Source organism: Nocardia sp. CY41, from assembly GCF_009829325.1.
In the GTDB taxonomy this organism is placed as follows: Bacteria; Actinomycetota; Actinomycetes; order Mycobacteriales; family Mycobacteriaceae; genus Nocardia.
Genome location: NZ_VUOS01000026.1, coordinates 128,880 through 155,184 on the forward strand (window position 1 = coordinate 128,880; position 26,305 = coordinate 155,184).

Consider the following 26,305-nt stretch of genomic DNA (forward strand, 5'->3'; position numbering starts at 1 on the left):
CTGGATTTTTTGTGCTGTGTGGCTGGTTTCAGCCGGCGTCTGCGGGCAGGCCGCAATCGTCGCCGGTGTTCGCTGCGCCTGGCCTCGATCTAGCCGGAGTGCGCGGGTGTGTCGTCGGGGCGGTGACCGGTGGTCATATAGAGAGTGCGGCGGCCGACCTCTACGGCATGGTCGGCGAAACGTTCGTAGTAGCGGCCCAGCAGGGTGACGTCCACGGCCGCGGCGGTGCCGTTGTCCCATTCGTCGGCGAGGATCGCCGCGAGCAGGTCGCGGTGCAGGTCGTCCATCGTGTCGTCGCGGGCGTCGAGGTCCGCCGCGTCGCCGGGGTCGGCGGTGGTCAGTACGCCGACCGCGGCATCCGCCAAGTCGACCGCGGTCTCCCCCATGTGGGTCACCAGAGTTCGCACCGGTTCGGGGACCGCGTCTGCGGGATGCCTGCGCCGCGCGGCGCGGGCGATGTGCTCGGTCAGCGCGCTCATCCGGGTGAGGTCGTCGACCAATTGCAGCGCGGTCACCACCCGCCGGAGTTCTCCCGCGACAGGGGCTTCGAGCGCCAGGAGTGTCATCGCGGCATGCTCGGTGTCCTCGCGCATAGCGACGGTTTCGGCGCAGTAGTCGATGGTGCGCTCGGCCAGTTCCAGGTCCGCGCCGAGAAGGGCCTCGGTGGCCATCGCGATGGCTTCGCGGTTGCGTGCGCACATCACCCGCAGTTGATCGGCCAACTGCTCGAGGTGATCGTGATAGCGGGTGCGCACCCTTCCATCATCGCGCGTATCGGGGCAGCGCGCTGCAGGCTCGCGGGGCTCGACCGGCGGCCTCGCCCAGTGTCGACCGTTGCCGGCTCTGTGCACCTTGCGTGCGGCGAGGACCAGCGGGATCTGGAGGGGAAGCCGGGCCAGGGCCACTGCCTTCAACGACGCCGGAATACGGTCGTTGCGCAGCCAGTCGACCGCCATCTGAACGTTGGCCGGGAATATCGCCAGGAACAACCAAGCCGCCCACCGCCCGGCTCGACGCCGGGTCCGCGGCGTCACGAGTGCGGTCGCCACGACGAGTTCGGCGACGCCGGACCCGTGGGTGTACAGGCGGGGCCGGCCGGGCAGCCGCGCGGGAATCACCGAATCGAACGGTCGGGGCGTGCGGAAGTGCAGTATTCCCACGCCGAACAGGAGCACGGCCAGCCGCCGCGCCGTCGGTGCCGCACTGCTTTCGCCGGCACCGGCACGTATTGATTCTGCCATCGCCTCTCGCCTCCCCAGGTCCACGGCAAGCCGTATCCGGAATATGAATTGCGATTAACTTATTCGCACAACTTGCGGTTTGCCAGCAGCAGTAGGCGACTTAATAGACTGAATATTTATTCACATAGTACGTGGCCTTTGTAAGCTGTTCCTCGACCGTGTCGCTGTCGGGTCGGGTCGGAAGGGGCGAATGTGCGAGTGCCATCAGCCGGACCATTGACGGCGCGGACCGGCGCCGCCGAGACATGGTGGTCGTGTTGCGCGGCCGGGATGTCGATGCCGTGGCGTACGTTGCGCCCACGCCGCCGCGACCCACAGCTGCTCGATTCGATCGCCGACGCGGACCTGCCCCCGGCGCGTGCCCGGGTCCGGTTGACCGCGCTGGTCCACGGCGTGCGCCCGGTCCCGGCCTACGGAGTGATCGAAGGAGCGCTGCCACCGTCCACCGTGGCGATCGCGATGACAAGCTTCCTGGTCGAACACCCACGGGCCCGTTTCATAGTCGATCCAGCGATGTGCACCGACGTGCACGCGCGGATTCTGCCGCAGCTGCGCCGCCCGTATCGCGGGCTTGTCGCTCCCCCGGAAGCGCTTGTCGGCCTGGCGGATTCGCTGGCACTGTCGGCCGTCGCCCCCGAGGGCATCGACTTCGCGATCGCGACGCACATCCACTGGGACCACGTGGCCGGACTGCTCGATCTCCCGGAAGCACTCGCGCTGCGGGTCGCCACGGCCGAATTGGAATGGGCGACGAACCCCGCGACGGCCCCCATGGGAGTCGCCGAGTCGCTCGGCGCGCGGCCCACGCCCTGCTTCGACCTCGACGGTCCTCCCGTACTGAGTTTCTCCCGAAGCCACGACCTGTTCGGTGACGGCTCGGTCCTGGCGGTGGACCTCGCCGGACACACGCCGGGCAGCATCGGGTTCGTGCTCGCCGTGCAAGACGGCGGCTACGTGCTGCTGGCCGGCGACGCGGTCTGGCGCCGTGAGCAGATCGCGCTGCTCCGCCAGAAGCCGCCGCTGCCGGGGCTGCTGGTCGATCACGATCGATCCGCCGCCTTCGCTGCCATCCACCGCCTGCATCGTCTCCCCCCAGGGATCGAGGTCATTCCCGCCCACGACCACGCTGCGGCGAAAAGATGGGCGCCACGCTGAAATGCGGAGTGGCCCGGTGATTTCCGCGCCGATCGAGGAGGTTTCACAGGTGGCGACGGAGCCCGTGGCCGACGACGGTGGCCGCCGCGACGAGGACCGGGATCAGCAACAGCGCTCGCGGCAAGTCCGCCGCCTCGGCGGCGAAGCCGATCGCAGGCGGCGCGAGGAGGATGCCGCCGTAACCCAGGGTGCTCGCCACTGCTACCCCTCTCGCGCCGCCGCGGGCGCCCGCGGCTGCGATCGCGACCGGAAACAGGTTGGCCAGCCCCAGCCCGGCGATGCCGAGTCCCGCCAATGCCGGCCACGGCGAGGTGGCGAGCGCGGCGAGGGTTGTTCCCGCACATGCTGTTGCGCCGCCGATGAGCAGGACTGCCGCCGGACCGGCGGCGGCGACGAGAGCGCTCCCGGCCAACCGGCCCACCGTCATCGCAGCCTGCACCGTCACGTACCCGGCCGCCGCGAGCCCTTCGCTCGCCCCTAGGTCCGTGCGCAGATGCAGCGGCCCCCAATTGTCCAAGCCGCCCTGAGCGAAAGCTGCGCAGAGCCCGACCACCCCGAACATCGCGACCACCCAAGTGGAGTGGTCCGCCGTTGCCGCCCCGGCAGACGGCGAGGTGCGCGGAACGCGGTCGGCGCTCAGCATCCACCCCGCCAGCACGGCTACTGTCACCCCCAGCGGAGCCACCGCGAGCAGGTGCCAGGCAGGCGTGAGGTGGGTGGCGAGTACTCCGCCGAGCCCGGCTCCGGCCAGACTGCCCAGGCTGTTGGCCGCGTGCAGAGTGGGCATCAGGGGCCGGTCCAGCGCGGCCACCAGATCGACCGCCACCGTGTTGACGGCCACGTCGAGCGCTCCGAAGGCCACGCCGAAAACGCTCAGCGCGACCGCGAGTTGCGGCACAGACGTCGCCAGTGGCGGTAGCGCGACCGTCGCCGAGAGCATCCCCGCGGCCACGGCCGCCACTCGCGTCGGGTCGCGGCGGCGGCAGATCTCGCCTCCGGCCGACATCGTCGCCACCGCCGCGACCGACATGGCAAGCAGGGCCACGCCGAGTTCACCGGGTGCGGCGTGCATGCGGTGCGCCACCGCGGGAATCCGCACCGCCCATCCCGCGAAGACGAAGCCGCCGAGCGCGAAGAGCATGGTCACCGCGGTCCTCGCAGATCGCAGGGGCGCAGAGTTTGCCTCCCGCGTGTGCACGGTCAATCTGTTACCAGTCATACCTTTAGACGGTAAGCAGAATCGGATTTACCGGTCAACGGTTACACTGGTAAACATGGCGGGCACGAGCAGCGCTCCCGGCGACCTGGAGCAGATCCGGACGTTCCTGAACACCTGGCGACTGCCGCACGAGACCCGCAGTCCAGCAGACGATCTCCCCGTGCTGATGACACGGTCCGCGGACTGGCGGGCCGCCATGCCCGATATTCCGCGGCCCCGCCCACAGGAGCTGGACGAGTTGCTGGCATTGCGCACCGACCTTCGCACCACGCTCGGTCGATCCGCCCCGACGGGGTTGCGGGAGTGGTTCCAGCGGCATCCGGTGCATGTGACCGTCGGCGACGAGACGCGGACGCTGCAGTACCGACCGGACACGCACAACGCGGCCGCGACCATCATGGCGATGGTCGCCGCCGCACTCGCCGGGCAGCAGTGGGCCCGGTTGAAGTCCTGCCCGGACTGCCGCAACGTCTTCTACGACCACAGTCGCAACCGCAGCCGCACCTGGTGCTCGATGTATGCCGAGACGTCCGACGGCCGGGCCTGCGGCAGCATTGCGAAGGTCCGCGCGTACCGGAAGCGCCGACGCGGCGACTGATCCGAGCTGGACGAGCTTCCCGCAGTAGGTCAACTGCCGAAAGACTCGGGCCCGAGTCGGCCCCAGGCGACGTAGGCAGCCAGGGCGAGGTAGGCGATGTTCAGCAGGATGAACTCGGCCTCGCCGTCGCGGAGATGAGTGATGATCGCGCCGATCATGAGCACGATCCAGCAGATGGCGGTCAGGTCACCGGCACCACTATCGGCGCGATGTCGAGCACGGCGGGCAGAATCAGCCCGGCGGCGGCCAGGATCTCGAGAACTCCGAGCGTCTTGACGAAGCCGGCGCCGACCTGCCCGGTCCATCTGCCGCCAGGGGCCGCGGCCAGTTTCTGCTGGGGCACGAACGTCTTGGTGATGCCGCTGCCCAAGGCGACGGCGGCCAGCAGTCCGGCAGTGATCCACAGCGTGAGGTTCATGGAGCGCTCCTCGTCGAGTTCTCGGCGACCCCGGTTCGGAACCGGGTCCGCGTTCGGTCGTGCATCAGACACCGGCGGCCCGATCCCTGTAACACCCCGATCACATGATGTGCGCCATAGGCGCATGCCACCCGACTGCTCTCGCCGCAGCTCTGCGACGGGGCTCGAATGGGCGAGCCCCAGGCGGCTCACCGGATCATTTCGCCGGCGAGGCGGTGCAGATAGACGGCGAATCGGTGGCGGTCCCCTTCGCTCCAGGTCGCGGTGAGCTGGGCGAAGCACTGGCGTTGCCAGTCGTGGGATGCGGCCAACAGCTCCTGTCCGCTGCCGGTGAGTTGCAAGACGACTCGGCGACGGTCATGCGTGGAGGCATCGCGGGACAGGTACCCGGCCGCCACGGCGTCACGCACCATGCGGCTGGCGCCGGAATGGTCGAGACCGAGCTGTTCGGCAACGTCGGTGACGGTGGCCTCGGCGTCCGACCGCAGCGCGGCCGCGACGGCTTCCACCACCTGGATGTGCTGCACGCGCCGCGACTCTCCGTCCGATTCCCGGGGCGCTGCCATGAGTGCCTGACTGCTCCAGCGGCGCGACCAGAAGCGGACCAGCCGGAATAGCGCCGGGCCACCGTCGACCCCACTGCCCGAGCCGGGCACTGCGGGAGAGGCGGTGGCATGAGTACTTCGGGTGTCGCGCGTGTCCACCCTCGATACTGTATGCGATACGCACATGTATTGTGTGCGTATCGCATACAGGTGACCATTTTCGGGTCCGCTACACAGGAGACGGCGATGTCCATCGTTCTCAATCACACGATCGTCCCGGCGACCGATAAGCATTCCTCCGCAATATTTTTCGCTGAGCTCATGGGGCTGGCGGTATCCGCTCCGAGCGGGCCGTTCATGCCCGTGAGAGTCAATGACGATCTGACGTTCGACTTCGACGATCGTGGGCGGGTCGAGCCCGGTCATTACGCCTTCCTCGTCGATGACGACACCTTCGACGCCGTGCTCGGGCGGCTGACGACGTGGCCCGCGGTCGAGTACGGCTCCGGCCCGGAACACGGATGGGATCGGCAGATCAACCATCTGGCCGGCGGGCGTGGGGTCTACGTTCGCGACCCCGACGGCCACAGCTACGAGCTGTTCACCGCCGTTCCCTGAACGCGCCTTCGACAGAATCGAGTAACACTGCCCCATCGCCACCAGGTACGACGAACTCGCTCTCACGTACCGTGCAGGGCTTCTCTCGTCATCGGTCGAACGGCCCGGCAAGTGGGATACACACTCAGTGCCGTCGTCGATCTTCGGAAGAGACTGCCTCGGTGACACGGTCTGCCAGTGCACGCAAGTGGGCGATGAGTTCGGGGGGTTCGTGGACTCGGAATCCGAAGCCGAAGAGCCCTATTTAAACAGCCAATTCGTCGAGCGAGTTGGAGCCGGTGTGCAGCAGGCAGTGTCCGTCATCGATCGCCTCGACGAGACCGACGGTGGGTGCGATGCGTGCGGCGGCCACGGTTGCGGGTACGTCGAGGGTGATGCGTGCCCGGTACCGGTAAGGGGCGGTGCTGACGCCGTGGGATACGAAATCGGCCAGGCCCGGCTCCGGCGCCTCGCGCGGCCTGAACCGCGGGCCGTTCGGTACGCGCGGACGCAGGCGGTCGACACGGTATGTGCGCCAATCGGCCCGATCGACGTCCCAGCCGACCAGGTACCAGTGCCGGCCGGTGTGCACGAGCCGATGCGGTTCTGCCGCCCGGCGGATTTCGGTCCCACTGTGCGTGCGGTAGTCGAAGCGGAGCTGTTCGCGGTCGCGGATCGCGGCGGCGATAGCGGTCAGCACGTCCGGGTCCACCGCCGGGGTTCCGGCCGGCAGGCTGACGGTGGCGGCCTGCAGGGCCGATACGCGGTGGCGCAGGCGGGTCGGAAGGATCCGCTCCAGTTTGGCCAGCGCCCGCAGCGAACTCTCCTCGATGTCTGCGATGGTCCCACCCGCCGCGGTGCGCAGCCCGAGGACGACGGCGACGGCCTCGTCATCGCTCAACAGCAGCGGGGGCAGCTGCGCTCCCGCGCCCAATCGGTATCCGGCCGCGCCCGCGACCGCGTGCACGGGATAGCCGAGGGTGCGCAGCTTGCCGATGTCGCGGCGGACGGTCCGCACATCGACCCGCAAGCGTTCGGCGAGTTCGGCGCCGGTCCAGTCGCGGGGCGTCTGCAATAGCGACAACAGGTCGAGCAGTCTGGCCGAGGTTTCCAACACACCGAAATTCTGCCCGAAACCTAGGACGGAAGGTGTCCTAGGTCGATCCTAGGGTGATTTCCATGAGCACAGAGATCACTCCCTTCCGAATCGACGTCCCCCAAGAGCAGCTCGACGATTTGAATCGACGGCTCGATGCCACCCGCTGGCCCGATTCGGCCCCGGGGGCGGGCTGGGCGCAAGGCATTCCACTCGACTACACCAGGGAACTGGCCGACTATTGGCGCAACACCTACGACTGGCGCGCCCAAGAGGCCCGGCTGAACTCCTTCCCGCAGTTCCGTACCGAGATCGACGGCCACCATGTGCATTTCATCCACGTCCGTTCGGCTGAGCCCGACGCGCTGCCGCTGGTGCTCACACACGGATGGCCCGGCTCGATCGTGGAGTTCCTCGACGTGATCGGGCCGCTGACCGACCCGGTGGCGCACGGCGGCAACGCCGAGGACGCCTTTCACGTCGTGGTGCCGACCATCCCCGGGTACGGGTTGTCCGGCCCCGCGGTGGGCTGGTCGACCACGCGGGCCGCCCGGGCCTGGGCGGTGCTGATGGCTCGCCTCGGCTACGACAGGTACGCCGCCCACGGTGAAGACACCGGCGCAGCCATTTCCCGTGAGCTGGCGGCGATCGATGCCGAGCACGTCGTCGCCGTACACCTGACGGATATGGCCTCGGCCACCCTCGAGACGGCCGACCCCGGCGATCCGGCCGAACAGCGTGCCGTCGAGCTGGCTCGCCGCTACGAGTACGAACTCGGCGCGTACGCGATGCTGCAAGCCACCCGCCCGCAGACGCTGTCCTACGCGCTCACCGATTCACCGGTCGCGCAATTGGCCTGGATCGTCGAACGATTCAAGGACTGGACAGATTCCACGAACGCTCCCGAGGACGCCGTCGACCGCGACGCGATGCTGACCAACGTCATGATCTACTGGCTCAACGGCACCGCGGGCTCCTCGGCACGCTACTACTACGAGGGCGCCGCCACCTGGGGAACGCCCGAGCCCTACACCGCCGTTCCGGTCGCCGTAGCAGTTCTGCCGCACAACATCGGGGCCCCGGTGCGCCGCATCGCCGAACAGAACCACAACATCGTGCGGTGGACCGAATTCGACCGGGGCGGCCACTTCGCCGCCATGGAAGAACCCGACCTCATCATCGGCGACCTGCGCGCCACATTCAGCGCCTATCGCAAGTAGGGCGGGTATCGGTGTCACTTCCGCAGACGGTTGGCGAGGGCGGGAATCTTGGGCAACCTTTCACCATGACGGAAGGGGCTCCGTACACGACGCCGGGCGGCACGCCCTTCCAACTTGAATCAGATGATTCATGTTGTGAGCCGCAGATGTCAACGGGGATCCGGGGTCGGTCGTCTCGACCACTCGGTCACCGAGCCGACCTCCCGCTGAGGCGCCGCTTCCGAGTCCAGCGGCAACCGGAGCGTCTTTCCCGCCTCGAGTCGTGCGGTCTGATCCCGGCAGATGATTTCGATCGGCGGCGCCACGCCGGGATCGGAGTTGACCTCCACGCCGTGCCCGCTGACGCGCACGCTCAGCCGATGACCGCGGTAGATCATCGGGAACGACAAAGCGCCCAGCGATTGCGGCCAGTACGGGCAGAACACGAGGCGATCCTGGCGCAGTTCCATCCCGGTGAAGCAGCGTTGCAGCAGGTCGACACTGCCCGCCATCGCCGCGAGGTGAATGCCCTCCGCGGTGGTCCCGCCCTGGATGTCGGCGACGTCGGAACCGAGCACCAGATCGAAGAATTCCACGGCGCGATCCCGGTTGGCCCGCGCCAGCACCCAGGCATGCACGAGCGCGCTGAGTGTGGAGCCGTGCGAAGTGCGTGCCAGGTAGTAGTCGATGGTCCGCGGAATCATCTCCCCTGGCAGCTCATACCCGAGCTGTCCCAGCAGCTCTCGCAGTTCGTCGGCCGACAACAGATAGAACAACATCAGCACATCCGCCTGTTTGGCGGCCCGATAGCGGTTGACGTCGTCGCCCTCGGCCTCGAGGATCCGGTCCAGCCGCTGGATGTCGCCATAGCGGCGGCGGTAGTGCTCCCAATCCAGTTCGGCCAGTAGCGCATATCCTTCGAACTGGCTGATGACGCCGTCGTGGAACGGGACATACATGCGCCGGGCGACGTCCTGCCAGTGCCGCTGCTCCGAGGGCTGCACCGACAGCGTCTCCAGCAATTCCGACCGCTCGCGTGGGGCCAGGACAGCCAGCGCGTCGGTGGCCCGCAAAATCACCCAGGCGGCCATGACGTTGGTGTAGGCGTTGTTGTCGATACCGGCCTCGGGCGCCTCGGGATAGCCGGAGTGGAACTCGTCGGGGCCGATCACACCGCGGATGACGTAGCGGCCACGCTCGGGGTCGAACTCCGCCAGGCTCGACCAGAACCGCGCGACCTCCACCAGCAGTTCCGCGCCGCATTCGACGAGGAATTCGAGGTCGCCGGTGGCCTGGTAGTACTGCCAGACGTTGTAGGCGATCGCGATCCCGATGTGGTGGGCGCGGCGGCTGGGATCCGGATTCCACCGCCCCGACAGCGGATTCAGGTGCAACCGCTGGCTCTCTTCGCGCCCGTCGCTGCCGGACTGCCATGGGAACATCGCCCCGGCCAGCCCCGCCTCCATCGCTGCTCGCCGCGCCTCGGGCAGGCGGCGATAGCGGTAGCGCAGCAACGAACGAGTCGTGTTCGGAAAGCGCGGATTCAGCACCGGGAACACGAACAGGTCGTCCCAGAACACATGGCCGCGATAGGCCTCACCGTGCAGGCCGCGCGCGGGCACCCCGACATCGAGATCCGCGGTGTTCGGCGACAATGTCTGCATCAAATGCAGAAGATGCAGGCGCACGATCCGGGCCGACTGTTCGCTACCGTCGAGATCGATCCGCAGCCGCGCCCACAAATGCTCCCAGGCGACGGCATGTCCCTCGAACAGATCCGCGTATCCCCCGACGGTATCGATCCAGCGCGTGGCTTCGTCGTCCGGCGCGGCGGCCGCCCCATCGCGCCCGGTGAACACGGCGACGATCTTCTCCATGGTCACCGATTCGCCGGTTGCGAGGGCCACGGTGAATTCGTGTCCGATCCGGCCGTCCTCCCGGAATGCCTCGCTCGTCGCGTCGACGGGCTCCCGGCCGCGGCGCAGAACGGTGCTGGTCGCGACGGCCACCGGTATGCCCGAGGCGGAGGTCCGCACCGCGAGCAGCACCGATTTCTCGGACAGGTGGACGGCACGCTCGGGCACCAGGTGGACATCCGACAGCTCCCGGTACCGCTGCACCAGCCGATTGCGTACCGAGCCGTCGACCGCCGAGCGGAGGGTGAGTGCCCCCGCCCAGTTCTCGGCGGTGATCGTGATCGCGAGCGCGCCCAGGTGCGGCCGATGCATGGCGGCGAAGCGGCGCTGCGTCACCGCGGTGATCCGTCCCGAATGATCGCGAAACCGCACGTGCCGCGTCAGTTCCGCATGGCGTAGATCGAATTCTTGCCGGTAGTCCAGCAACTCGGCCGAATCGAGATCGAACCAGTCGTCCCCTTCGATCCGGAAGGTCACGGGTAGCCAGTTCGGCAGATTGACCAGACTCTCGTTGTCGATCATGTGACCGGAGATCGTGTCGCGAAGGCGGTTGTAGACCCCGGCGACATAGGTGCCCGGGTAGTGGACCGCCCCCGCCCCGCATTCCGGCGCGGCGCCACGGGTAGCGAAGTAGCCGTTGCCGACCGTGCACAGTGCCTCGCGGAGCTTCTCCCGGCTCGGGTAGTAACCGTCGAAGCGCAGCGTCCACGACTCCGGCACTGCCGCAACCGTTTCGGTGCGCAGCCGGCGGACCAGTCGATCGAGGAAGTCGCGAACCCGCTCCGGCCCGGCTATCGCGAATCGGGCAGCGGTGTGCCTGTCACCGTTCTCGTCGTGGCGCACCACGATGGCGAGGCCATCGGATTCGACCGCGTCGAAGGCGTCCTCGTCGGTCAGATCGTCACCGAGGTAGATCGGCAGCGCCGGGGCGGCGAGATGGTCGAGAATCCACCGCACCGCGGTGCCTTTGTCCCAGTCCACGTCCGGGCGCAGTTCGGCGACGCGGCGGCCGTGGGTCACGCGCAGCCGTGCCGCGTGTCCTTCCTCGTGCACCGCTGCGACCACTGCGCCGACCTCTTCCGCCGCCACGTTGCGGTAGTGCACGGCGACCGCGAACCGCTTGTGCTCGACCAGAACTCCGGGGACCTCCCGCAATCGACGGCGTAGTGCACCGGCTGCCGCGGCGAGCGCCGCTTCGGCGCCGGGCGCGGCATCATGCACGTGACGGGTGCCGTCCGGGGCCATCAGATCGAAGCCGTGGCTGCCCGCGTACCAGATCCCGCCGACGCCGACGCGGGCACGCAGATCGGCGAGATCGCGACCGCTGACGACCGCGACCGGACATTGCGCGGACAGTTCCCGCAGCGCGTCCGCCGCACCGGCCACGGGTTGCGCGGCGGCGGGATCGGCGACGATATCCGCCAGGGTGCCGTCGAAATCCAGCAGGACCGCGACCCTCCCGGCACCGAGGCGCTCGGCGATTCCCGCCCGGTCCGCCCCGACATCCGGAACCTCCGACATTCGCCGGAAGCCCCCGCGCAGCCGCACCCGGGACAGGTCGTCGATGACGACGTCGGCTCCGCGCGCCAGCAGCCGATCCGTGTTCGCCCGCCGGTCGACCCCGATGACCAACGCGAAGCCGCCGCTGCGACCGGCCGCGACGCCTGCCTCGGCATCCTCCACGACAACCGTCCGATCCGGCTCGGCGCCCAACCGGCGCGCGGCCTCGAACAACATCGCCGGATCGGGCTTTCCCGGTAGGCGCAACCGCTCGGCATCGTTGCCGTCCACCCGGACCGTGAACAAGCCGGCGACCCCGGCGGCGGTGAGCACTTGCGCGCAATGCCGGCTGGCGGAGAAGACGCCGGTGCCGATTCCCGCCTCGTTCAGGCGGCGAACCAGGTCGGCGGTGGACGCGAATACCCGGACACCGTCCCGCGCGACGCGCTCGAGAAAATGCCGATCCTTGCGATTCCCGAGCCCGCAGACCGTTTCGGCCGTCTCCGGATCGGTGGCGGCACCCCACGCCAGGGCGATGCCGCGCGCGGCGAGGAAGTCCGCCACGCCCTCGTAGCGGGGTTTGCCGTCGACGAAGCGCAGGTAGTCGGTCTCGGTGAACGGTGAACGGTCTTGTCCGGCCCCGGCCGGGCGGCTGGTGAGGAAATCGTCGAACAGTTCCGTCCACGCCGCGGCGTGCATCGACGCGGTGTCGGTCACCACCCCGTCCATATCGAAGATCACCGCGTCGTGGCGGCGTGAATCAATCTGCGGCATTCCCGGCACACCGTTACCCACAGTCCCAGCCTGACCGAACCGCGGGCGCCGCGTCCAGGGACGAAAGTCCGCAACAGCCGCGTGACATGGGGCCACCAGCGGCGAAATCGGGGACCAACGACTCCTTTCCCCTCGGCGACGGACACCTAGCGTCGGCCATATGAACGAGCTACCCACCGGACAGACCATCGAGAAGGCCGTCCTCCTCGCCGGCCGGGCGCCGTCGCTGCACAACAGCCAGCCCTGGCACTGGACCTTCGACGGCCACGCGCTACGGCTGTTCGCCGTGCCCGAACGCCGACTTCCGGCCACCGACACCGCCGGGCGCCAGATGCTGATCAGCTGCGGCATAGCACTGGGCTATCTCCGCGCGGCCATGGCCGCGGCGGGTTGGCGGATCCTCGTCGCACGCTTCCCGGACCCGAACCGGCGTACTCATCTGGCCACGATCACGTTTCGACCGGCCGGCTTCGTGACCGAAGGGGACCGTGCCCGCGCCGACGCGATCCTGCGCAGGCACACCGACCGGCTGCCGTTCGCGGCGCCCGCCGGATGGTCTGATTTCGAAACCGTGTTGCGCAGCACCGTCGATCCCGCCGACGCCACCCTGACCGTGCTGCACGACGACAGCCGCCCCACGTTGGCCCGGGCATCGGAGATGAGCGCGTCGCTGCGCCGCTACGACCCTGGCTACCACGCCGAACTCCAGTGGTGGACAGGGCACGTCATCGCCGACGCAGGGGTACCCGAGGAAGCTCTGATCTCGGAGCAGGAACGGCAGCACGTGAGCGTGGGCCGCAAGTTCCCCACCGTCACCGGGGACCAGCCTGAGGAGGTCGCCGACGACCATTCGGTCATTCTCGTCCTGTCCACCGGTGACGACACCGCCGAAGACCTCGTGCGCTGCGGCGAGGCGCTCTCCACGGTGCTCTTGGAATGCACCCTCGCCGGATACGCGACCTGCCCGCTCACCCACCTGACCGAAGTCCCGCAGAGCCGCGCCGCCGTCCGCACGCTGCTGGATGGCTCGGAGGTTCCACAAGTATTGGTTCGTGTCGGCTCGACACCCGCCACTGCCGAACACGCCCCTCAGACGCCGCGCCGCCCACTCGACGAGATCCTCGCCATGCCCGGGTCCGCGGAGCGGGCGGACTGAGACCGCACCGGCAGCGGGACGTTCGACCCATGCTTTCCGGGTAGCAGTACCCTCCCGTCGGCCGCACTGCCCGAGCAAGCTGTGTTCTATGTCACCGCGTCTCATTCCCCGACGCCCGCCGGACGGGGAACCGGACCCGGAGGCCGTGCCCTTGGCGGTCCCCGCGGTGGTGCTCGCTTCGATCATGTTGCTCGGGATGCTCGTGGCGCTCGTCGTGATGCTTCCCGACTGGGCCCGCGACTACGGCGCGAGCCTGGTGTACTTCGGTGTCGTGGTCTATGCCGCTCTCGCGGTCCGGCTGTTGTGGTGGGGGGTGGCGATCCTGCGTGCCCGTATGCCGGAGACCGAGGAGTAGGACGCCATGAAGAACACCACCGTGGCGCCCGTACCAGCCCCCGAAGCCGCGACAGATACCAGAGGGACCAAGGACCTCGTATCACGGGCGGAACGCCCGTATCCCCTCGGAGCCGGAACGCGGAGGCTGGGAGCATGACCGCGAACGATGAAGCACCCGCTCGCTCGGTACCCGAGCGCCGAGACCTCCTGGCTGCGCTGCGCCTCGCCTCCCGGGCTCCTTCGGTGCACAACACCCAGCCGTGGCGCTGGGTGTTCGACGGCACGCGCCTGCACCTGTACACCGACGCCGACCGCCTGCTGCCCTCCACCGACCCGCACGGCCGCCAACTGGTGATCAGCTGCGGAGCCGTGCTGCATCACGCGCGCACCGCCTTCGCGGATCAGGGCTGGCACACCGACACCACGCGCGTACCCGACCGGCAGCGACCCGACCATCTCGCGGTGATCGAATTCCGGCGCTGGCCCGACCCGCCCGAGGCCATCCACACCCGGGCGCTCGCCATCGACCGGCGCCGCACCGATCGGCTGCCGATGACCGAACCGGCAGGCTTCGCCGACCTCCTCCCCCGGCTGCGGATGCTGACCTCACCACATGAGGTGGAACTCAGCGTGCTGGACGACAGCGCCCGGCCCCGGCTCGCCGCCGCGTCCGGGCAAGTCGGCGCACTACGCCGTCACGACCTGCTCTATCAAACCGAATTGGAATGGTGGGCAGGACATTCGGAGGCGCCCGAGGGCGTGCCCGCCTCCGCGCTGGTGTCGGACGCGGAACTCGCCCGAGTCGGAGTCGCGCGCGCGTTCCCTCCGGCCCCGCATGCGTCGCGACGCGCCCGACTCGATGATCGAGCGCGACTGGTGGTGCTCGCGACCGAAGCGGACTCCGTGACGCAGTGGTTGCGCACCGGCGAAGCACTGTCGGCCGTGCTGCTGGAGTGCACGGCCGCAGGCCTGGCGACCTGTGCGCTGACCCACATCACCGAACTGCCCACCACCCGTGGGCTGCTCAGCAGCCTCGTTCCCCGGCCGGCGGTCTCGCAGGTACTTCTTCGGGTCGGCTCCGCGCCCGACGACACGGACACGATCCCGCCGACCCCCCGCCGACCGGTGACGGAAACCTTCACGGTCACGGCCGCCCACTGAACCGCTGCCCCCTGCGGCGGTGCCCGGCAAGGCCCGCGCCAGTCGCACGACGAATCGAGGATGATGCGATGGAATACCAGGTCGCACTGGTGGAGTCGGCACCGGAAACGGTGTTGCGGATGCCACGCGAACTCCGTCCCGACCCCAGCCTGCTCGGTGAGGACATCGCCGAGGGAATGCGGGAAGTGTCCCGGATGGTCCGGTATGCCGGGTTGACCGCCAGCGGCGCCCCGACGATCACATTCCGCCACGATGTGCCCGAGGGCGAATCGGTGGCGGTGGAATTCGGCGTTCCCGTGGAGCCCGCGCCGAACTTGGGGCCGGGTTCCGGCGCGCAAGTGGTCGTCCTGCCGGGAACCCTTGTCGCCCGCACCTGCCATCGCGGTAGCTATCGCGACCTCGGCGCGGCCTACCAGGCGCTGCGGGAGTGGATGCGCGACGGCGGCTATCGGCCGATCGGTCCGCCCACCGAGGCCTATCTGATCGGTCCGGACGAGGTCACCGACCCGCGTCGGCTGCTCACCGAGATCCGATTGCCGGTCGCCCCGGCAGCGACTGTCGCGATCCATCTCGACGCCCCGTTCGAGGACACGGTGCACAGGACCCGGGAAGCCTTACGGTGTGCCGGACTCACGGTGCTCGCCGAAGTCGACCTTCAGTCCACCCTGCGCGAGCAGATCGGCGAGCAGATCGAGGACTACTCGATGCTCGTCGTCTGCGACCCCGAGCTGACCTACCGCGCACTGCTGACAGATCGGCATGCGGGCGCGACGTTCTCGTGCGGTGTCGTGGTGCGCTCGGCCGATGCCGGCACGCTGGTCGAGGCCGCCGATCCCGAACTGCTGGTCTGTGTCACCGCTCAATCGGGGCTGCGGTCGCTCGCGGGCGACATGCGGCGGCGGCTCGCCGCGGCATTGAGCGGTCTTCGCGACTCGGCGCCCGCGCCGACGTGATCGGCCTCGGTGTGACCATGGTCCCGGCGGTGCGGGTACGACGCCTCTCACCGGTCCGGGACCGGACGAGAAGTCTCGTCGATATCAACCACGATCCATCGTGAAAGGCACACGTCATGAGCTACCACCGCGACCCTCTCGCACCCGCGGTGCACACCGCGCACGAGTGGCTGCGCACGCTGACCGACGGACTGGCCACCGAAGACCGGGCCTTCGCGCACCGTGCCCTACGGGCTTGGCTGCACACCGTGCGTGACCGCATCGGTGTCAACGCGGCCGCGCACCTGAGCGCCCAGCTGCCCGAACTGCTGCGCGGGATCTTCTACGAGGGCTGGGTGCCCGCGCACGTTCCCGTCGCGCACGACGTGCCCTCGTTCATCGATCAGTTCGCGCAGGAAGCAGGCGTGTCCCGGGACGAGGCCTACGCCTTGGCGGGCGCGGTGACCGATGCGCTGGCCGATCTGTTCTCGCCAGGGCAACTCGATCACGTCTTCGCGCTGCTGCCGGAGGATCTGCGCGCGGTATTGCGCGGAAGCGACCTCGCGGGGCCGTTGCAGGACGCGGCGCCGGTGGCGCAGCCGGAATCTTCTCGGCTCGACGAAGTCGACGCCCGGCTCCAGGCGCTCACCGACGCGGTGGCGGTCCTGGCCCACAGCCTCGAAGGACTTTCCGGTGGCGCGCCGGCCGACTCCGCGCAGGTATCGGCCGCCCAGCAGATCCACCGGATCCTCATCGGCGAAGGACTCACCCGCTCCGACGCGACGACACCCTGACCGATCGCTGCCGGCTTCGCCCGGTCTCGCCCCGACACGCCGCACGTCCAGCTCCCCGCAGCGTGCGCCGGTGAGGTGACCACGCCCGTGCGAACCGGTGGCCGCGCGGGAAAGGACTTTGGTCCGTACCGGGCGACGCGCCCGATGCGTAGTGTCGACCCCACACCTGCTCCCGGATTGGACACTCGATGATCACGGTGTTTCTGGTCGACGATCACGAAATCGTCCGCCGCGGCCTCGCCGACCTGCTCTCCGGCGACCCGGAACTCTCCGTGGTCGGCGAAGCCGGGAATGTCGCCCAAGCCCTCGCCCGCATCCCCGCGCTCCGGCCGGACGTCGCCGTCCTCGACGTGCGCCTGCCCGACGGCAACGGCATCGAACTGTGCCGCGAACTGCTGTCCAGGCTCGATGATCTGCGCTGCCTGATCCTCACCTCGTTCACCGACGAACAGGCGATGCTGGACGCGATCCTGGCCGGAGCCAGCGGCTATGTGGTCAAGGACATCAAGGGCATGGAGCTGGCCGAAGCCATCAAGGAGGTCGGCGCGGGGCGTTCGCTGCTGGACAACCGCGCAGCGGCTGCGTTGATGCAGCGTCTGCGCGCCAACACCCACCACGACGGTCCGCTGGCCGCGCTCACCGACCAGGAACGCAGACTTCTCGATCTGCTCGGCGAAGGACTGACCAACCGCCAGATCGCTCAGCGCATGTTCCTCGCCGAGAAGACGGTGAAGAACTACGTATCCCGCCTGCTGGCCAAGCTCGGCCTGGAACGGCGCACCCAGGCGGCGGTCTACGCGTCCAAACTCCGGTCCCGGCCGTCCGGCTCCACCCTCGACTTCTGACCGTCGACGCGGGCTGTTCGGCGCGTGGCCGGGTTCGGGCCGGTTCGATGCCGTGAAACACCGCGCATCGTTCCCCGCGCTGTCGGCGTTCATTTCCGGAACCGGGTGAAATATTCTGGAGCCATGGCGAGCAGTCGCGCTGACGGCGTTCCGGGAGCAGCGGAGACGACTGATTACGCGTCGGCCGATGCCTATTCGGTGCGCGATACGCTCTCGCAGTTACGGCTGCGCGAACTGCTCGGCGAGGTCAAGGATCGCATCGAGCAGATCATCGACGCCCGCGATCGCATGGACGGCCTGATCGAGGCCATGCTTACCGTCACCTCCGGCCTCGACCTGGACCGCACCTTGCGCACCATCGTGCACACCGCGATCTCCCTGGTCGAGGCCCGCTACGGCGCCCTCGGCGTCCGCGGCCACGACCAGCAGCTCACCCAGTTCATCTACGAGGGCATCGACGAACCCACTCGCGAGCAGATCGGCGACCTACCCCAAGGCCACGGCGTACTCGGCCTGTTGTTCAGCCAGCCCAAACCCATCCGCCTGGACAACCTCGCCGATCACCCCTGCTCGGTCGGATTCCCCGCCCATCATCCACCGATGCGCACCTTTCTCGGCGTGCCCGTCCGCATCCGCGACGAGGTCTTCGGCAACCTGTATCTCACCGAGAAAGCAGGCGGGCAACCGTTCACCGAGGACGACGAAGTCATCGTCCGCGCCCTGGCCGCCGCCGCGGGCATCGCGATCGACAACGCACACCTCTACGAATCCGCCCGCACCCGCCAAGCCTGGATCGAAGCCACCCGCGACATCACCACCGAATTCCTCGCAGGCACCCCCTCCGACCGCGTCCTGAACCACCTGGTCGAAGCCACACAACGGCTCACCGGCTCCGAGCGGACCTTCCTTGCGGTCGTCCCGGACCCCGACAGCCCGCCCGAAGAGATCACCGAACTTCTGATCACGCACGCCGCGGGCGCCCCGCAGGACCAAGGCCTGCTCCAGCTCCCATTGGGCGACACGACGATCGGCCAGGCGTTCCGGCAGCGCTCGCCCCAGCGGGTGGACGACGCGCGCCGCGCCGATCTCGGCAAGATCTTCCCCGATGCCGGGCCCGCCCTCGTGCTGCCCATGCAGACCTCCGACTCGACGGTGGGCGTACTGGTGGCGTTGCGCACGGCCGATTCCGCGCCCTACGACGACGAGATCCTCGCATTGACCGCCGCCTTCACCGACCAGGCGGCGCTGGCGATGCAACTGGCCGACGCGCAACAACGCATGCGGGAACTCGACATCCTCTCCGACCGCGACCGCATCGCCCGCGACCTGCACGATCACGTCATCCAACGCCTGTTCGCCGTCGGGCTCAGCCTGCAAGGCGCCGTACCCCGCACCCGCGTCCCCGAAGTGCGCGAACGCGTCAACGAGGCGATCAACGACCTGCAAGACGTCGTCCAGGAGATCCGCACCTCCATCTTCGACCTGCACGGCGGCGACGGCCACAGCACGCGAGTACGCCAGCGCATCGAAGAAGCCATCCGGCAACAGGCCGCCCCCAGCGACCTCCGCACCTCCGTGCGCATCAGCGGACCGCTGTCGGTGATCGATCCGGAACTGGCCGACCACGCCGAAGCCGTCGTCCGCGAAGCGGTCAGCAACGCCGTGCGCCACTCCGGCGCCGACGCCGTCTCGATCGAAGTCACGGTGGCCGACGACCTCACTGTCGTCGTCGAAGACGACGGATGCGGCATGCCCACCGACGTCACCCCGAGCGGTCTGACGAATCTGGCCCGGCGTGCCGAAGAGGCGGCGGGCACATTCACCGTCACGGCCGCTACCGGGCCGGACGGGAGCCCCGCGGGCACCCGGCTGTGCTGGCAAGTGCCGTTGCGCTGACCTCGAAGCCTCGCGTGAGGCTCAACTGTCGTCGAGCGAGGAGCGGCCATGGCGGAGGATTCGGGCCAGTGGGGTGGGGAACTGTGGGCAGCAGCCGACCTCGTGACCCCGATGGCGATTCGGGTGGCGGCGACGTTGCGGCTCGCCGACCACATCGCCGCGGGAAGACAGACCACCGGTGCGCTGGCCGCGGTGGTGGACGCGGACCGGGACGCGCTGGGGCGCCTCCTCGACCATCTGGTGACCGCCGGAGTGCTGTCGCGTGCGGGCACCGGCGGGTACACCTTGACGGGGTTCCGGTAGTAATCGCGCGAAAAACAACGAAGTTGCCTTGACCAGCCGCGATGGCGGGTGTCAGTAACCGGGGTCGCCGACTGGCGAATTTCGGGCGGATAGTGCGTCACGAACGTAGAGAGGGGCTGGAGATGTAGGAGAAACTTCTCGAAGCGGTGCTGCGTGAGAGATGGAGGATGCTCGGCCCTCCAGCGTCGCCCTGCACGAGGGAGGCGCTAAACCACCTTCTGCTGCGTTAGCTGACGACTGTCGTGGTGAGCGATGAGGGAAAAGGCGTCCGACTGAGGCGTCAGTGAGATTCCCCTGGGCCACCCGACTGGCGTAGCTGCTGGTCAGTGTCCGCGCCGAGACCCCGCACGAACCCCAGCTTCTCGACCTCGTTGCGCACCGCGGCCGCAGACGCCTCCACCGGGCCGGTGGACAACCACCGCAACCGTGACATCCGGATCGAAGCATCGGTGACCAGCAGCGCGTCCAGCTCGGCGCAGCGTTGCGGAGTCAGCTCGTGCGCGAGCCGATCGTAGGTTTCCTGTTGCGCCTGCTCACGCGCGTGCACGACGCGGCGAACCATGGTGTCGGGGCTGGGCCGGATCACCCGCGCCGAGATCAGATACTCACACCCCAACCGGAACAACAGCGACGGCGAATCATGCTCCATCGCCCGCGCCAACAAGAACTCGTTCAGCTCCTTCAACTCCATCGCTCCCGCCGGGCGCCAGCCCAGATACTGGGCACCAGGCGCAGATGCTCGGTCCGTCTGCGCGCGCCGACCGTACGAACGGATCAGGGACGCATCGACTTTCAGCTGATCCGCCAACCGCGCCACCACCACCGGTGGCCGGTCCACGCCCCCGCACTGGCGCGATGAACGCGATATCGGCCGGAGTCAACGTGAAGAGCCGGAACAACTCCTCGGCTGACCTCCGGAAACTCCCGCAGACGCACCAACTCCTCGTCCGCGAACACCCGCGTCGCCACGAAACCCAGCCTCCACCACGCCGCCCAACCTCACCGGCAGCCAAGCCAAGCACCAAACATGCTGCCCCGCAGCCCAAACCAGCCATCACCGCTGGTCCAAGCAACTTCGTTGTTTTTCGCGCGATTACTACCGGAACCCCGCATCGTGCAGGCCGCCACCGGCAAGGACCTCGCCGACCACCTGGCGTGTGGTCACGAGGTCCGCGAGCTGGAACCGGTGGCGGGCTTGGACCCGCTCACCCCCGTCACCGGCCGGGTCGCTGAGCCCGCGCCGAGGACCCCGATTCCCGCGGCCGAGGCCCGCACGGTCTCGGCTGCTTCGTCTGAGCCCCAACCCGCTCCAGGAGGAGAAACCACCGTGGGAGAACAGTTCCTCGCGCCGCAGCTGCACGACGCACCGGCCGACAACACCCCTGATATCGACCATGCTGGCGTGCAGTGGTCGCGGTTCGTGCAGCTGCTGATGCAGCACAAGCTGACCATGGCCCGCAAGCACGCCGCCCAGCGCCGCGCCTTCGCCCAGCACCTGGCCGATGAGGACGAAAAGGAACGCCGCGAGGCCGAAGCGAAGCTGGCGGCCGAACGCGCCGCGGTGGAGGCTCGGCTGCGCAAGCTGCGTGAAGGCGGCCTGAACAACGCCTCCCGCAGCGAGATCGCCGCAGCGGTGCACGATGCCGCAGCGTGGGCGGGCGACAGCCGGGTCCCGGCAGAGGCGTTGCAGGAACTCAATACTCACGCGCAGCACCGCTACGGCATCCGCCTCGACGCCGAGACCGGGCAGGTCATCGCGGACGCCGCGCCTCAGCTGGCTGACGCGCTGGCCGCCGCCGAGGGCGAGCGCGCCGCGACCGCGCGGCTGCAGAAGGCCCAGGTCCGGATGGTCGAGCTGGTGGCCCAGCAGGACGGGCTCGACCAGCCGGCGAAGGAGCAGTTGTACGCGGAGATCCAAGCGTGGCGGGTCAATCCGTCGGTCAAGAAGCTCGACGAGCTGACCAAGAAGCTGGCCGAAAAGGGCGTGGACGAGCAGACCCGGTTGAAGGTGCGCACGGTCGCGCACTTCATCGGCCACCGCACCACGTGGTGCCGATCGAGGAACTCGGTGGTCCCGGCCGCCGGCCCGAGCGGGAACGCTCCGGCCCCGCCGACGCCTCCACCATCGTCGCACTGCGGAAACTTGAACAGCCGCTGGTGGATCCGGGCGAGGAGGTCAAAAACCGCATCGACACGATGCTGCTGGACTACCAGGTGAAGTTGCCACACGGCCGTGACACCGCGGGGCTGCAGCGGCGGCTGGCCGAAGCGGTCGGGCTGATGGATCCGCAGGATCAGAAGACCGCCCGTGACCGGGGCAGCGAGATCCGCCGCAATCCTGTCAAGGAGTTCAAGCCGCTCTGGCCCGATCACGTCGACCGCGACGAGCTGGCGGCCACCCTGCGCCGCTACGCGATCGTGGCCCCACAGGTCGAACGCCTCGCCGCTCAGGCCGGTGATCTGGACGCGGTCACCGGCAAGCAGCTGCGTGACAAGGCCGCCCAGTACCGGCGCCGCACCGAGTACGCCATCAAGAACGGCAAGGGCCTGCACCAGCTCGAACGTGACCAGCTCGGTGCGGTGCTTGCGGATATCGAGGCCGGACGTACCGCGGTGCCGGAGCTGCTGTTCGTCGACGACCGCACCGCGGCGATGGTCGATGCCGACCGCTCCGATCAGATCGCGCACGACACCGCACGCAACCACCGCCGCAAGGTCGAGCAGATCCTCGACTCTCACCAGGTCCCCGACGGTGTGGCCCGCAAGACCCGCGACGACGTCTCGAAACTCGTGCACGCCCACACCCAGCTCGCGGCCGGGCGCTGGAACATGGCCGACTACGAGCAGCGCGACCTGGACGGCGCGCTGGACGCCAAGTTGGATGCTCTCGGCGTCCTCGAAGCGGTGCGCAACCAGGTCCGCAACCAGCTCGGTGAGGCCCGCACCGAGTCCGCGATCGTCGGCAAGCAGGCCCGTCGTGTGCGCGCGCAGTGGGCCGACCGCGGCGGGAAGCTCACCGCCGCACGGGCGTCGGTGCCGGAGTACGACAGCGACGAACGCCGCGCCGGGCTGGCCGAGGTAGCGAAGGCCGCTGGGCTGACCCCCGATGAGGTCACTCAGCGCGTCGCCGCCGACGCCGGATTCGCCACGCCGCCCAACGCGGCGGTGTCGTCGAAACCGCGCCCGACGCTCAAGCCCCGCACCACCAAGCCCGGTGCCTACCGGGCGCACCGGCGCGGGCGGGGTGACCAGCGCGGGATGCGCCGCTGACCGGTCATGACAAAGGGGGAGCCCACCACCGATCGTACGGAGGGCGGCGACATCCCGGAATACCCGTGGATGCTCGTCCCCGCCCACTTCCGGACCCGCCGCCAGCTGCGGGCGGCGGGCCTGGGCCCCAACCGGCAGGCCGTGGCCGCGGTGGTGGTCGGCACACGACGCGGCCGACGTCTGTTCGCGCACCTGTTCGACGTCCGCAAAGCCGCCCCCAAGCGTGTGCCCACGCCTGCGCAGTTGGCGGCCATCACCAAAGCGACGACAGAACAACAGATCAAAGCGGCGGCTCGGCGGGGGATCTCCCGCGCCGAGCTGGCCGCTCCCGGCGACCCCGGACCCGCCTGGGACGCCGAAACCACCACAACGCAGGGAGGAACCCGCATGTCCGACACCAACGCCTTCGAGCTGGGTGTGCCCGCCGGCCACGATCAGAAGATGGCCTATCTACTGGCCTCGGTGGCGCTGCGCCGAGCCGAGCAGCAGGCCGCCGAGCTCGACCAGGCCGCCGCCGACGCCGCCATGGGTCACACCGACGCCCAGACCGACATCGACAGCGCGCGGGCGATGGCCGAAGCCCAACTCACCCGCTACAGCTGGAACTCCGGGCGCGAATCGACCATGGAGGTCCTGACCGCCGCCATCGTCTGGGGCCAGGATCCGCAGCTGGCGGAGGTCGCCACGCGCCGCATGGACGAGCTGATCAGCCACTACCACGGCACCTTCGGTGTGGTCATCGACGTCGACGACCACACAGTCGGCATCGACCCCGACTTCGACGCCGAAGCCTGGCAGCGGTTCACCGAGGCCAGCATCGTCTACGACCGCCAGGCCGCCGCCGTCGACGTGCTCTCGGCGCAGCCGCTGGACGCCCGAGTGCTGGAGGCGGTGATGGCCTGGCACGGCGAGCCCCCCACCCCGGCCGGCGCCGAGATGTACCTGGCCACTGAGAAGTCCCGACGTGCGCAGCTTTCGGCCGCTCTCGCCGATGCCGGGGCGTCGGGCTCGGCGCGGTCGGGGGTGGAGTTCGTCGTGGACTATCTGCGCGGGGACACCAGTGGCGCCGATCTGACGAAGACCCCGATCCTGGTCGACCCTGCTCTCGAGGTGCGTGGCCGGGTCGGTGAGCTGCTGGAGCGGTTCGCCGAGCGCGGGGAGGCCTTCGGCGCGGTCATCGCCCGTGAGGTCGACGTGATGACCCCTGAGGACCAGCTGCGCGTGCGGGAGATCGGCTTGGCGATCCGCGACGGTCGCGCTGCGGAGATGGAGCCGTGGCCGGACTGGATCGACCGCGACGAGCTGGCCGACCGCGTCCGCGACTTCGCCCGCGACGCCCGCGATGTCACCGCCTACGCCAACGACGCCACCGACGGCGGGCTGCGGCTCGACGACGACGTCCACGCCATGCTCACCGACATGTGCCGCGACCGCCCCGTCATCGACACGCTGCTCACCAAGCAGGGCCTGCACCCCGCGGAGAGAGCCGCGCTGACCGCGCTGGTCGCCGACATCGACAACGGACGCGTCGACGACCACAACCTGCCCGAACTGCTGCTGCTGGACGAACGCAGCAAACGTCAGGTCGACCTGCGCCGCTACGGCCACACCGCGCACGGGATCAGCGTCAACGCCGCCGATACGGCCAAGCAGATCATCGGAGCGGGTGTGGATATGGCGCCGCGCACCGACGCCGGATGGGCACTGGAAGCGGTGCGCAACGACATCGACGCACTCGGCCGCGGCGGGCACACCCCCGGCCTGCTCGCCGAGAACCGCCAAAGTTTCGACGAGAACATGAACAAGCTGGGACGGGCTCTGCGCGCAGCCGGGGCCGACGTACCGACCCGGCTGAAGGTCCGCGCCGCCATCGACCAGGGCGTGCGCGAAGCCGGGAAGCACGGCAAGACCCGCACTCCACGTGAGCAGGAATGGACCGCCCGCCTCTACTCCAGCACCGAAGCCGCCCAGCGTCAGCACGACGCCGAAAACCAGCGCGAGATCGCCCAGGCTGGGTTCGCGCATCCGCCTGAACGTGCCTGCACCGCCCGTCCGGAGCCCTCTGCGGCGCGTCCGGCGGCGGTGTCCGGCCCGTCCGGGACGCGGATCCGTACGCTGCACCAGGGCGAGGTCGGCCGATGAACCAGGACATCGACCTGCACGTCATCGCCCGCCTCGACGACCACGAAGGCGCGGTCGCCGACCTCTACAGCTGCGAGCTCTTCTACAACGACGACGGCAGTATCCACGGCCGGCACGTCAGCTGCTCGTGGGAATTCGTTCCCGCCGCCCCGGGCTCCCCAGGCAGTCTCGATGCGCTCGATGAGGCGCTGACTGCCGCCGGGTACACCCGCACCGGCGAGTGGCGGCGCAAGACCACCAGCTCCGGCGCGGTGCGGTACTTCACCGTCGCCACGATCCGAATCGAGGACATCTGACCAACACCTGAACCCAGTACGCAGGGGAGCCCCGGAACACCCAAGGTTCCGGGGCTGCCCTGCGTACTGGGCCTACTTCTTCCCGCCGTTCTAGCGTCCTTGACGATGCCGCCCGGGGGGTGATTCTCGCCCTGGTCGACCTACCTCTACGACGTGAAAACCACCGATAGCCTTGGATTGGTCCTTGAACAGAAAGGAACCCCGGTGATGTGCCCTGACCACCGAGGTGGCCGGTAGGGATCGTTCCGGGGTATTGCGTCTACCAGTAGAACCTCGGCGACCGTGACGACGACTCCTGCCCGATGGTCGGCCGCGGATCTGCGGCGATTCTTGTCTGCTGGCCGGTTCGACCGCTACGTGCAGGTCGCTGGGTCTGACGCGGCGGGAGAGCGGCTGTATGAGTGGAATCAGCTGGTCGCCGGGGCCTGGCATGAGACGCTGGGATCGTTCGAGATCGTGCTGCGCAATGCCCTCGACGCCCAGCTGCTCACCTACCGCCAGCGTGTCCACAACGGTAACGGTGACTGGTATGCCGACCCGAGGATGCCGTGGGGTCCCAACACTCGACTGGCACAATCGATCCGCAAGGCACGCGGCCGGGCCACCCTGAACAGCACCATCCCCGAGGTACACGGGAAGGTCGTCGCCGAACTGACCTTGGATTCGGGGTGCCGTTCGATCAGCTCGTCCTGGTCAAGCTCCCTCATCACGCGCGAAAGCTACACCACGCCAATCCCTACCACTGCGGTTTCGGGAGCTTTATGTACCGGTGACACGATCCTTAGAGCTCCTATCAGGTTCGGTTGCGGAGTCTTCGCCAGCAGATGAGGGCGGCGGCGAGGTCGAGGAATCCTTGGTGGATGTCGGTGCGTCGTTCCCAGCGGGTGGCCAGGCGGCGGTACTGGTGTAGCAGGGC

The 26,305-nt window shown here is 68.7% G+C and carries 24 protein-coding genes and 1 pseudogene; 17 read left to right on the top strand and 8 right to left on the bottom strand.

From position 1 onward, the window contains the following. Positions 1-89 precede the first annotated feature (89 nt). Positions 90-1,241 carry a phosphate signaling complex protein PhoU gene (gene phoU, locus GVY64_RS38915; RefSeq protein WP_328821009.1) on the bottom strand — a complete coding sequence of 384 codons (1,152 nt, stop codon included), beginning with the start codon at positions 1,239-1,241 and terminating at the stop codon, positions 90-92. A gap of 276 nt (positions 1,242-1,517) precedes the next feature. Here phoU and GVY64_RS28055 point away from each other — a divergent pair, with 276 nt between their 5' ends. Then, positions 1,518-2,396, top strand: a complete 879-nt coding sequence (locus GVY64_RS28055) for an MBL fold metallo-hydrolase (protein WP_159847734.1) — start codon at positions 1,518-1,520, stop codon at positions 2,394-2,396. 43 nt (positions 2,397-2,439) lie between these two features. Here GVY64_RS28055 and GVY64_RS28060 read toward each other — a convergent pair whose 3' ends face one another. Next, on the bottom strand, positions 2,440-3,537 hold the full coding sequence (locus tag GVY64_RS28060) for an MFS transporter (RefSeq protein WP_236567285.1): 1,098 nt from the start codon (positions 3,535-3,537) through the stop codon (positions 2,440-2,442). Positions 3,538-3,670: 133 nt separating this feature from the next. On the opposite strand from GVY64_RS28060, the gene GVY64_RS28065 reads away from it, so the two are divergent. Then, the gene (locus GVY64_RS28065; RefSeq protein ID WP_159847740.1) at positions 3,671-4,213 is read left to right on the top strand and encodes a CGNR zinc finger domain-containing protein; all 543 of its coding nucleotides are present in this window, start codon (positions 3,671-3,673) and stop codon (positions 4,211-4,213) included. Positions 4,214-4,242: 29 nt separating this feature from the next. On the opposite strand, the gene GVY64_RS38080 is transcribed toward GVY64_RS28065, so the two are convergent. The 3 genes from GVY64_RS38080 to GVY64_RS28075 all read right to left on the bottom strand — a co-directional run bounded on the left by GVY64_RS38080 (position 4,243) and on the right by GVY64_RS28075 (position 5,158). Continuing rightward, the gene (locus GVY64_RS38080) at positions 4,243-4,371 is read right to left on the bottom strand and encodes a hypothetical protein (RefSeq protein WP_236567272.1); all 129 of its coding nucleotides are present in this window, start codon (positions 4,369-4,371) and stop codon (positions 4,243-4,245) included. Positions 4,372-4,394: 23 nt separating this feature from the next. Further along, on the bottom strand, positions 4,395-4,631 hold the full coding sequence (locus GVY64_RS38085) for a DoxX family protein (protein WP_236567273.1): 237 nt from the start codon (positions 4,629-4,631) through the stop codon (positions 4,395-4,397). A gap of 188 nt (positions 4,632-4,819) precedes the next feature. Further along, entirely contained in the window at positions 4,820-5,158 is a 339-nt protein-coding gene (locus tag GVY64_RS28075) for a MarR family winged helix-turn-helix transcriptional regulator (protein WP_236567275.1), read from the bottom strand. Between the two features lie 381 nt (positions 5,159-5,539). Here GVY64_RS28075 and GVY64_RS28080 point away from each other — a divergent pair, with 381 nt between their 5' ends. After that, positions 5,540-5,794: a hypothetical protein gene (locus GVY64_RS28080; protein ID WP_236567277.1), complete on the top strand. Its 255-nt coding sequence runs from the start codon at positions 5,540-5,542 to the stop codon at positions 5,792-5,794. A gap of 124 nt (positions 5,795-5,918) precedes the next feature. Here GVY64_RS28080 and GVY64_RS28085 read toward each other — a convergent pair. Further along, a pseudogene (locus tag GVY64_RS28085) lies at positions 5,919-6,890 on the bottom strand (helix-turn-helix transcriptional regulator). Positions 6,891-6,952: 62 nt separating this feature from the next. Between GVY64_RS28085 and GVY64_RS28090 the strand changes: the two are divergent. After that, on the top strand, positions 6,953-8,089 hold the full coding sequence (locus GVY64_RS28090) for an epoxide hydrolase family protein (protein ID WP_159847749.1): 1,137 nt from the start codon (positions 6,953-6,955) through the stop codon (positions 8,087-8,089). A 149-nt stretch (positions 8,090-8,238) separates the two neighbouring features. Here GVY64_RS28090 and otsB read toward each other — a convergent pair whose 3' ends face one another. After that, on the bottom strand, positions 8,239-12,258 hold the full coding sequence (otsB, locus tag GVY64_RS28095) for a trehalose-phosphatase (RefSeq protein WP_159847752.1): 4,020 nt from the start codon (positions 12,256-12,258) through the stop codon (positions 8,239-8,241). Positions 12,259-12,418: 160 nt separating this feature from the next. Here otsB and GVY64_RS28100 point away from each other — a divergent pair, with 160 nt between their 5' ends. From GVY64_RS28100 to GVY64_RS28135, 8 genes are all read left to right on the top strand, one after another. After that, positions 12,419-13,414, top strand: a complete 996-nt coding sequence (locus GVY64_RS28100) for an Acg family FMN-binding oxidoreductase (RefSeq protein WP_159847755.1) — start codon at positions 12,419-12,421, stop codon at positions 13,412-13,414. An 88-nt stretch (positions 13,415-13,502) separates the two neighbouring features. Next, positions 13,503-13,769 (top strand): hypothetical protein, encoded by a 267-nt coding sequence (locus tag GVY64_RS28105; protein ID WP_159847758.1) that lies wholly within the window; start codon positions 13,503-13,505, stop codon positions 13,767-13,769. Between the two features lie 134 nt (positions 13,770-13,903). Next, a complete protein-coding gene (locus tag GVY64_RS28110; protein ID WP_159847761.1) occupies positions 13,904-14,911 on the top strand; it encodes an Acg family FMN-binding oxidoreductase in 1,008 nt (335 codons plus the stop codon). Between the two features lie 68 nt (positions 14,912-14,979). Next, a complete protein-coding gene (locus GVY64_RS28115) occupies positions 14,980-15,864 on the top strand; it encodes a DUF302 domain-containing protein (RefSeq protein ID WP_159847764.1) in 885 nt (294 codons plus the stop codon). A gap of 116 nt (positions 15,865-15,980) precedes the next feature. Further along, positions 15,981-16,637, top strand: a complete 657-nt coding sequence (locus tag GVY64_RS28120) for a DUF2267 domain-containing protein (protein WP_159847767.1) — start codon at positions 15,981-15,983, stop codon at positions 16,635-16,637. A 188-nt stretch (positions 16,638-16,825) separates the two neighbouring features. Further along, positions 16,826-17,482: a response regulator gene (locus GVY64_RS28125; protein WP_159847770.1), complete on the top strand. Its 657-nt coding sequence runs from the start codon at positions 16,826-16,828 to the stop codon at positions 17,480-17,482. Between the two features lie 123 nt (positions 17,483-17,605). Continuing rightward, entirely contained in the window at positions 17,606-19,378 is a 1,773-nt protein-coding gene (locus GVY64_RS28130) for a sensor histidine kinase (RefSeq protein ID WP_159847773.1), read from the top strand. 48 nt (positions 19,379-19,426) lie between these two features. Then, positions 19,427-19,681, top strand: a complete 255-nt coding sequence (locus GVY64_RS28135) for a methyltransferase family protein (protein ID WP_201298187.1) — start codon at positions 19,427-19,429, stop codon at positions 19,679-19,681. Positions 19,682-19,961: 280 nt separating this feature from the next. Here GVY64_RS28135 and GVY64_RS28140 read toward each other — a convergent pair whose 3' ends face one another. After that, a complete protein-coding gene (locus tag GVY64_RS28140) occupies positions 19,962-20,519 on the bottom strand; it encodes a DUF4158 domain-containing protein (RefSeq protein WP_442939637.1) in 558 nt (185 codons plus the stop codon). 276 nt (positions 20,520-20,795) lie between these two features. Here GVY64_RS28140 and GVY64_RS28145 point away from each other — a divergent pair, with 276 nt between their 5' ends. The 5 genes from GVY64_RS28145 to GVY64_RS37355 all read left to right on the top strand — a co-directional run bounded on the left by GVY64_RS28145 (position 20,796) and on the right by GVY64_RS37355 (position 26,217). Then, positions 20,796-21,899 (top strand): hypothetical protein, encoded by a 1,104-nt coding sequence (locus GVY64_RS28145; protein WP_159847776.1) that lies wholly within the window; start codon positions 20,796-20,798, stop codon positions 21,897-21,899. Beyond that, positions 21,839-22,951, top strand: coding sequence for a hypothetical protein (locus tag GVY64_RS28150; protein ID WP_159847779.1), 1,113 nt, complete (start codon positions 21,839-21,841; stop codon positions 22,949-22,951). Before GVY64_RS28145 ends, GVY64_RS28150 begins: the two co-directional genes overlap by 61 nt. 6 nt (positions 22,952-22,957) lie before the next feature. Further along, the gene (locus GVY64_RS28155; RefSeq protein WP_159847782.1) at positions 22,958-25,093 is read left to right on the top strand and encodes a hypothetical protein; all 2,136 of its coding nucleotides are present in this window, start codon (positions 22,958-22,960) and stop codon (positions 25,091-25,093) included. Next, the gene (locus GVY64_RS28160; protein WP_159847785.1) at positions 25,090-25,389 is read left to right on the top strand and encodes a hypothetical protein; all 300 of its coding nucleotides are present in this window, start codon (positions 25,090-25,092) and stop codon (positions 25,387-25,389) included. The genes GVY64_RS28155 and GVY64_RS28160 overlap by 4 nt, the downstream gene beginning before the upstream one ends. 282 nt (positions 25,390-25,671) lie before the next feature. Continuing rightward, positions 25,672-26,217, top strand: a complete 546-nt coding sequence (locus GVY64_RS37355; protein ID WP_201298188.1) for a hypothetical protein — start codon at positions 25,672-25,674, stop codon at positions 26,215-26,217. Positions 26,218-26,305: the final 88 nt, after the last annotated feature.

What these genes read in the sequence shown, in the direction of transcription:
- phoU (WP_328821009.1), bottom strand. Translation starts at nt 1,241, where the DNA reads ATGGCAGAATCAATACGTGCCGGTGCCGGCGAAAGCAGTGCGGCACCG.
- GVY64_RS28055 (WP_159847734.1), top strand. Translation starts at nt 1,518, where the DNA reads ATGCCGTGGCGTACGTTGCGCCCACGCCGCCGCGACCCACAGCTGCTC.
- GVY64_RS28060 (WP_236567285.1), bottom strand. Translation starts at nt 3,537, where the DNA reads ATGCTCTTCGCGCTCGGCGGCTTCGTCTTCGCGGGATGGGCGGTGCGG.
- GVY64_RS28065 (WP_159847740.1), top strand. Translation starts at nt 3,671, where the DNA reads ATGGCGGGCACGAGCAGCGCTCCCGGCGACCTGGAGCAGATCCGGACG.
- GVY64_RS38080 (WP_236567272.1), bottom strand. Translation starts at nt 4,371, where the DNA reads ATGATCGGCGCGATCATCACTCATCTCCGCGACGGCGAGGCCGAGTTC.
- GVY64_RS38085 (WP_236567273.1), bottom strand. Translation starts at nt 4,631, where the DNA reads ATGAACCTCACGCTGTGGATCACTGCCGGACTGCTGGCCGCCGTCGCC.
- GVY64_RS28090 (WP_159847749.1), top strand. Translation starts at nt 6,953, where the DNA reads ATGAGCACAGAGATCACTCCCTTCCGAATCGACGTCCCCCAAGAGCAG.
- otsB (WP_159847752.1), bottom strand. Translation starts at nt 12,258, where the DNA reads ATGCCGCAGATTGATTCACGCCGCCACGACGCGGTGATCTTCGATATG.
- GVY64_RS28100 (WP_159847755.1), top strand. Translation starts at nt 12,419, where the DNA reads ATGAACGAGCTACCCACCGGACAGACCATCGAGAAGGCCGTCCTCCTC.
- GVY64_RS28105 (WP_159847758.1), top strand. Translation starts at nt 13,503, where the DNA reads ATGTCACCGCGTCTCATTCCCCGACGCCCGCCGGACGGGGAACCGGAC.
- GVY64_RS28110 (WP_159847761.1), top strand. Translation starts at nt 13,904, where the DNA reads ATGACCGCGAACGATGAAGCACCCGCTCGCTCGGTACCCGAGCGCCGA.
- GVY64_RS28115 (WP_159847764.1), top strand. Translation starts at nt 14,980, where the DNA reads ATGGAATACCAGGTCGCACTGGTGGAGTCGGCACCGGAAACGGTGTTG.
- GVY64_RS28120 (WP_159847767.1), top strand. Translation starts at nt 15,981, where the DNA reads ATGAGCTACCACCGCGACCCTCTCGCACCCGCGGTGCACACCGCGCAC.
- GVY64_RS28125 (WP_159847770.1), top strand. Translation starts at nt 16,826, where the DNA reads ATGATCACGGTGTTTCTGGTCGACGATCACGAAATCGTCCGCCGCGGC.
- GVY64_RS28130 (WP_159847773.1), top strand. Translation starts at nt 17,606, where the DNA reads ATGGCGAGCAGTCGCGCTGACGGCGTTCCGGGAGCAGCGGAGACGACT.
- GVY64_RS28135 (WP_201298187.1), top strand. Translation starts at nt 19,427, where the DNA reads ATGGCGGAGGATTCGGGCCAGTGGGGTGGGGAACTGTGGGCAGCAGCC.
- GVY64_RS28155 (WP_159847782.1), top strand. Translation starts at nt 22,958, where the DNA reads ATGACAAAGGGGGAGCCCACCACCGATCGTACGGAGGGCGGCGACATC.
- GVY64_RS28160 (WP_159847785.1), top strand. Translation starts at nt 25,090, where the DNA reads ATGAACCAGGACATCGACCTGCACGTCATCGCCCGCCTCGACGACCAC.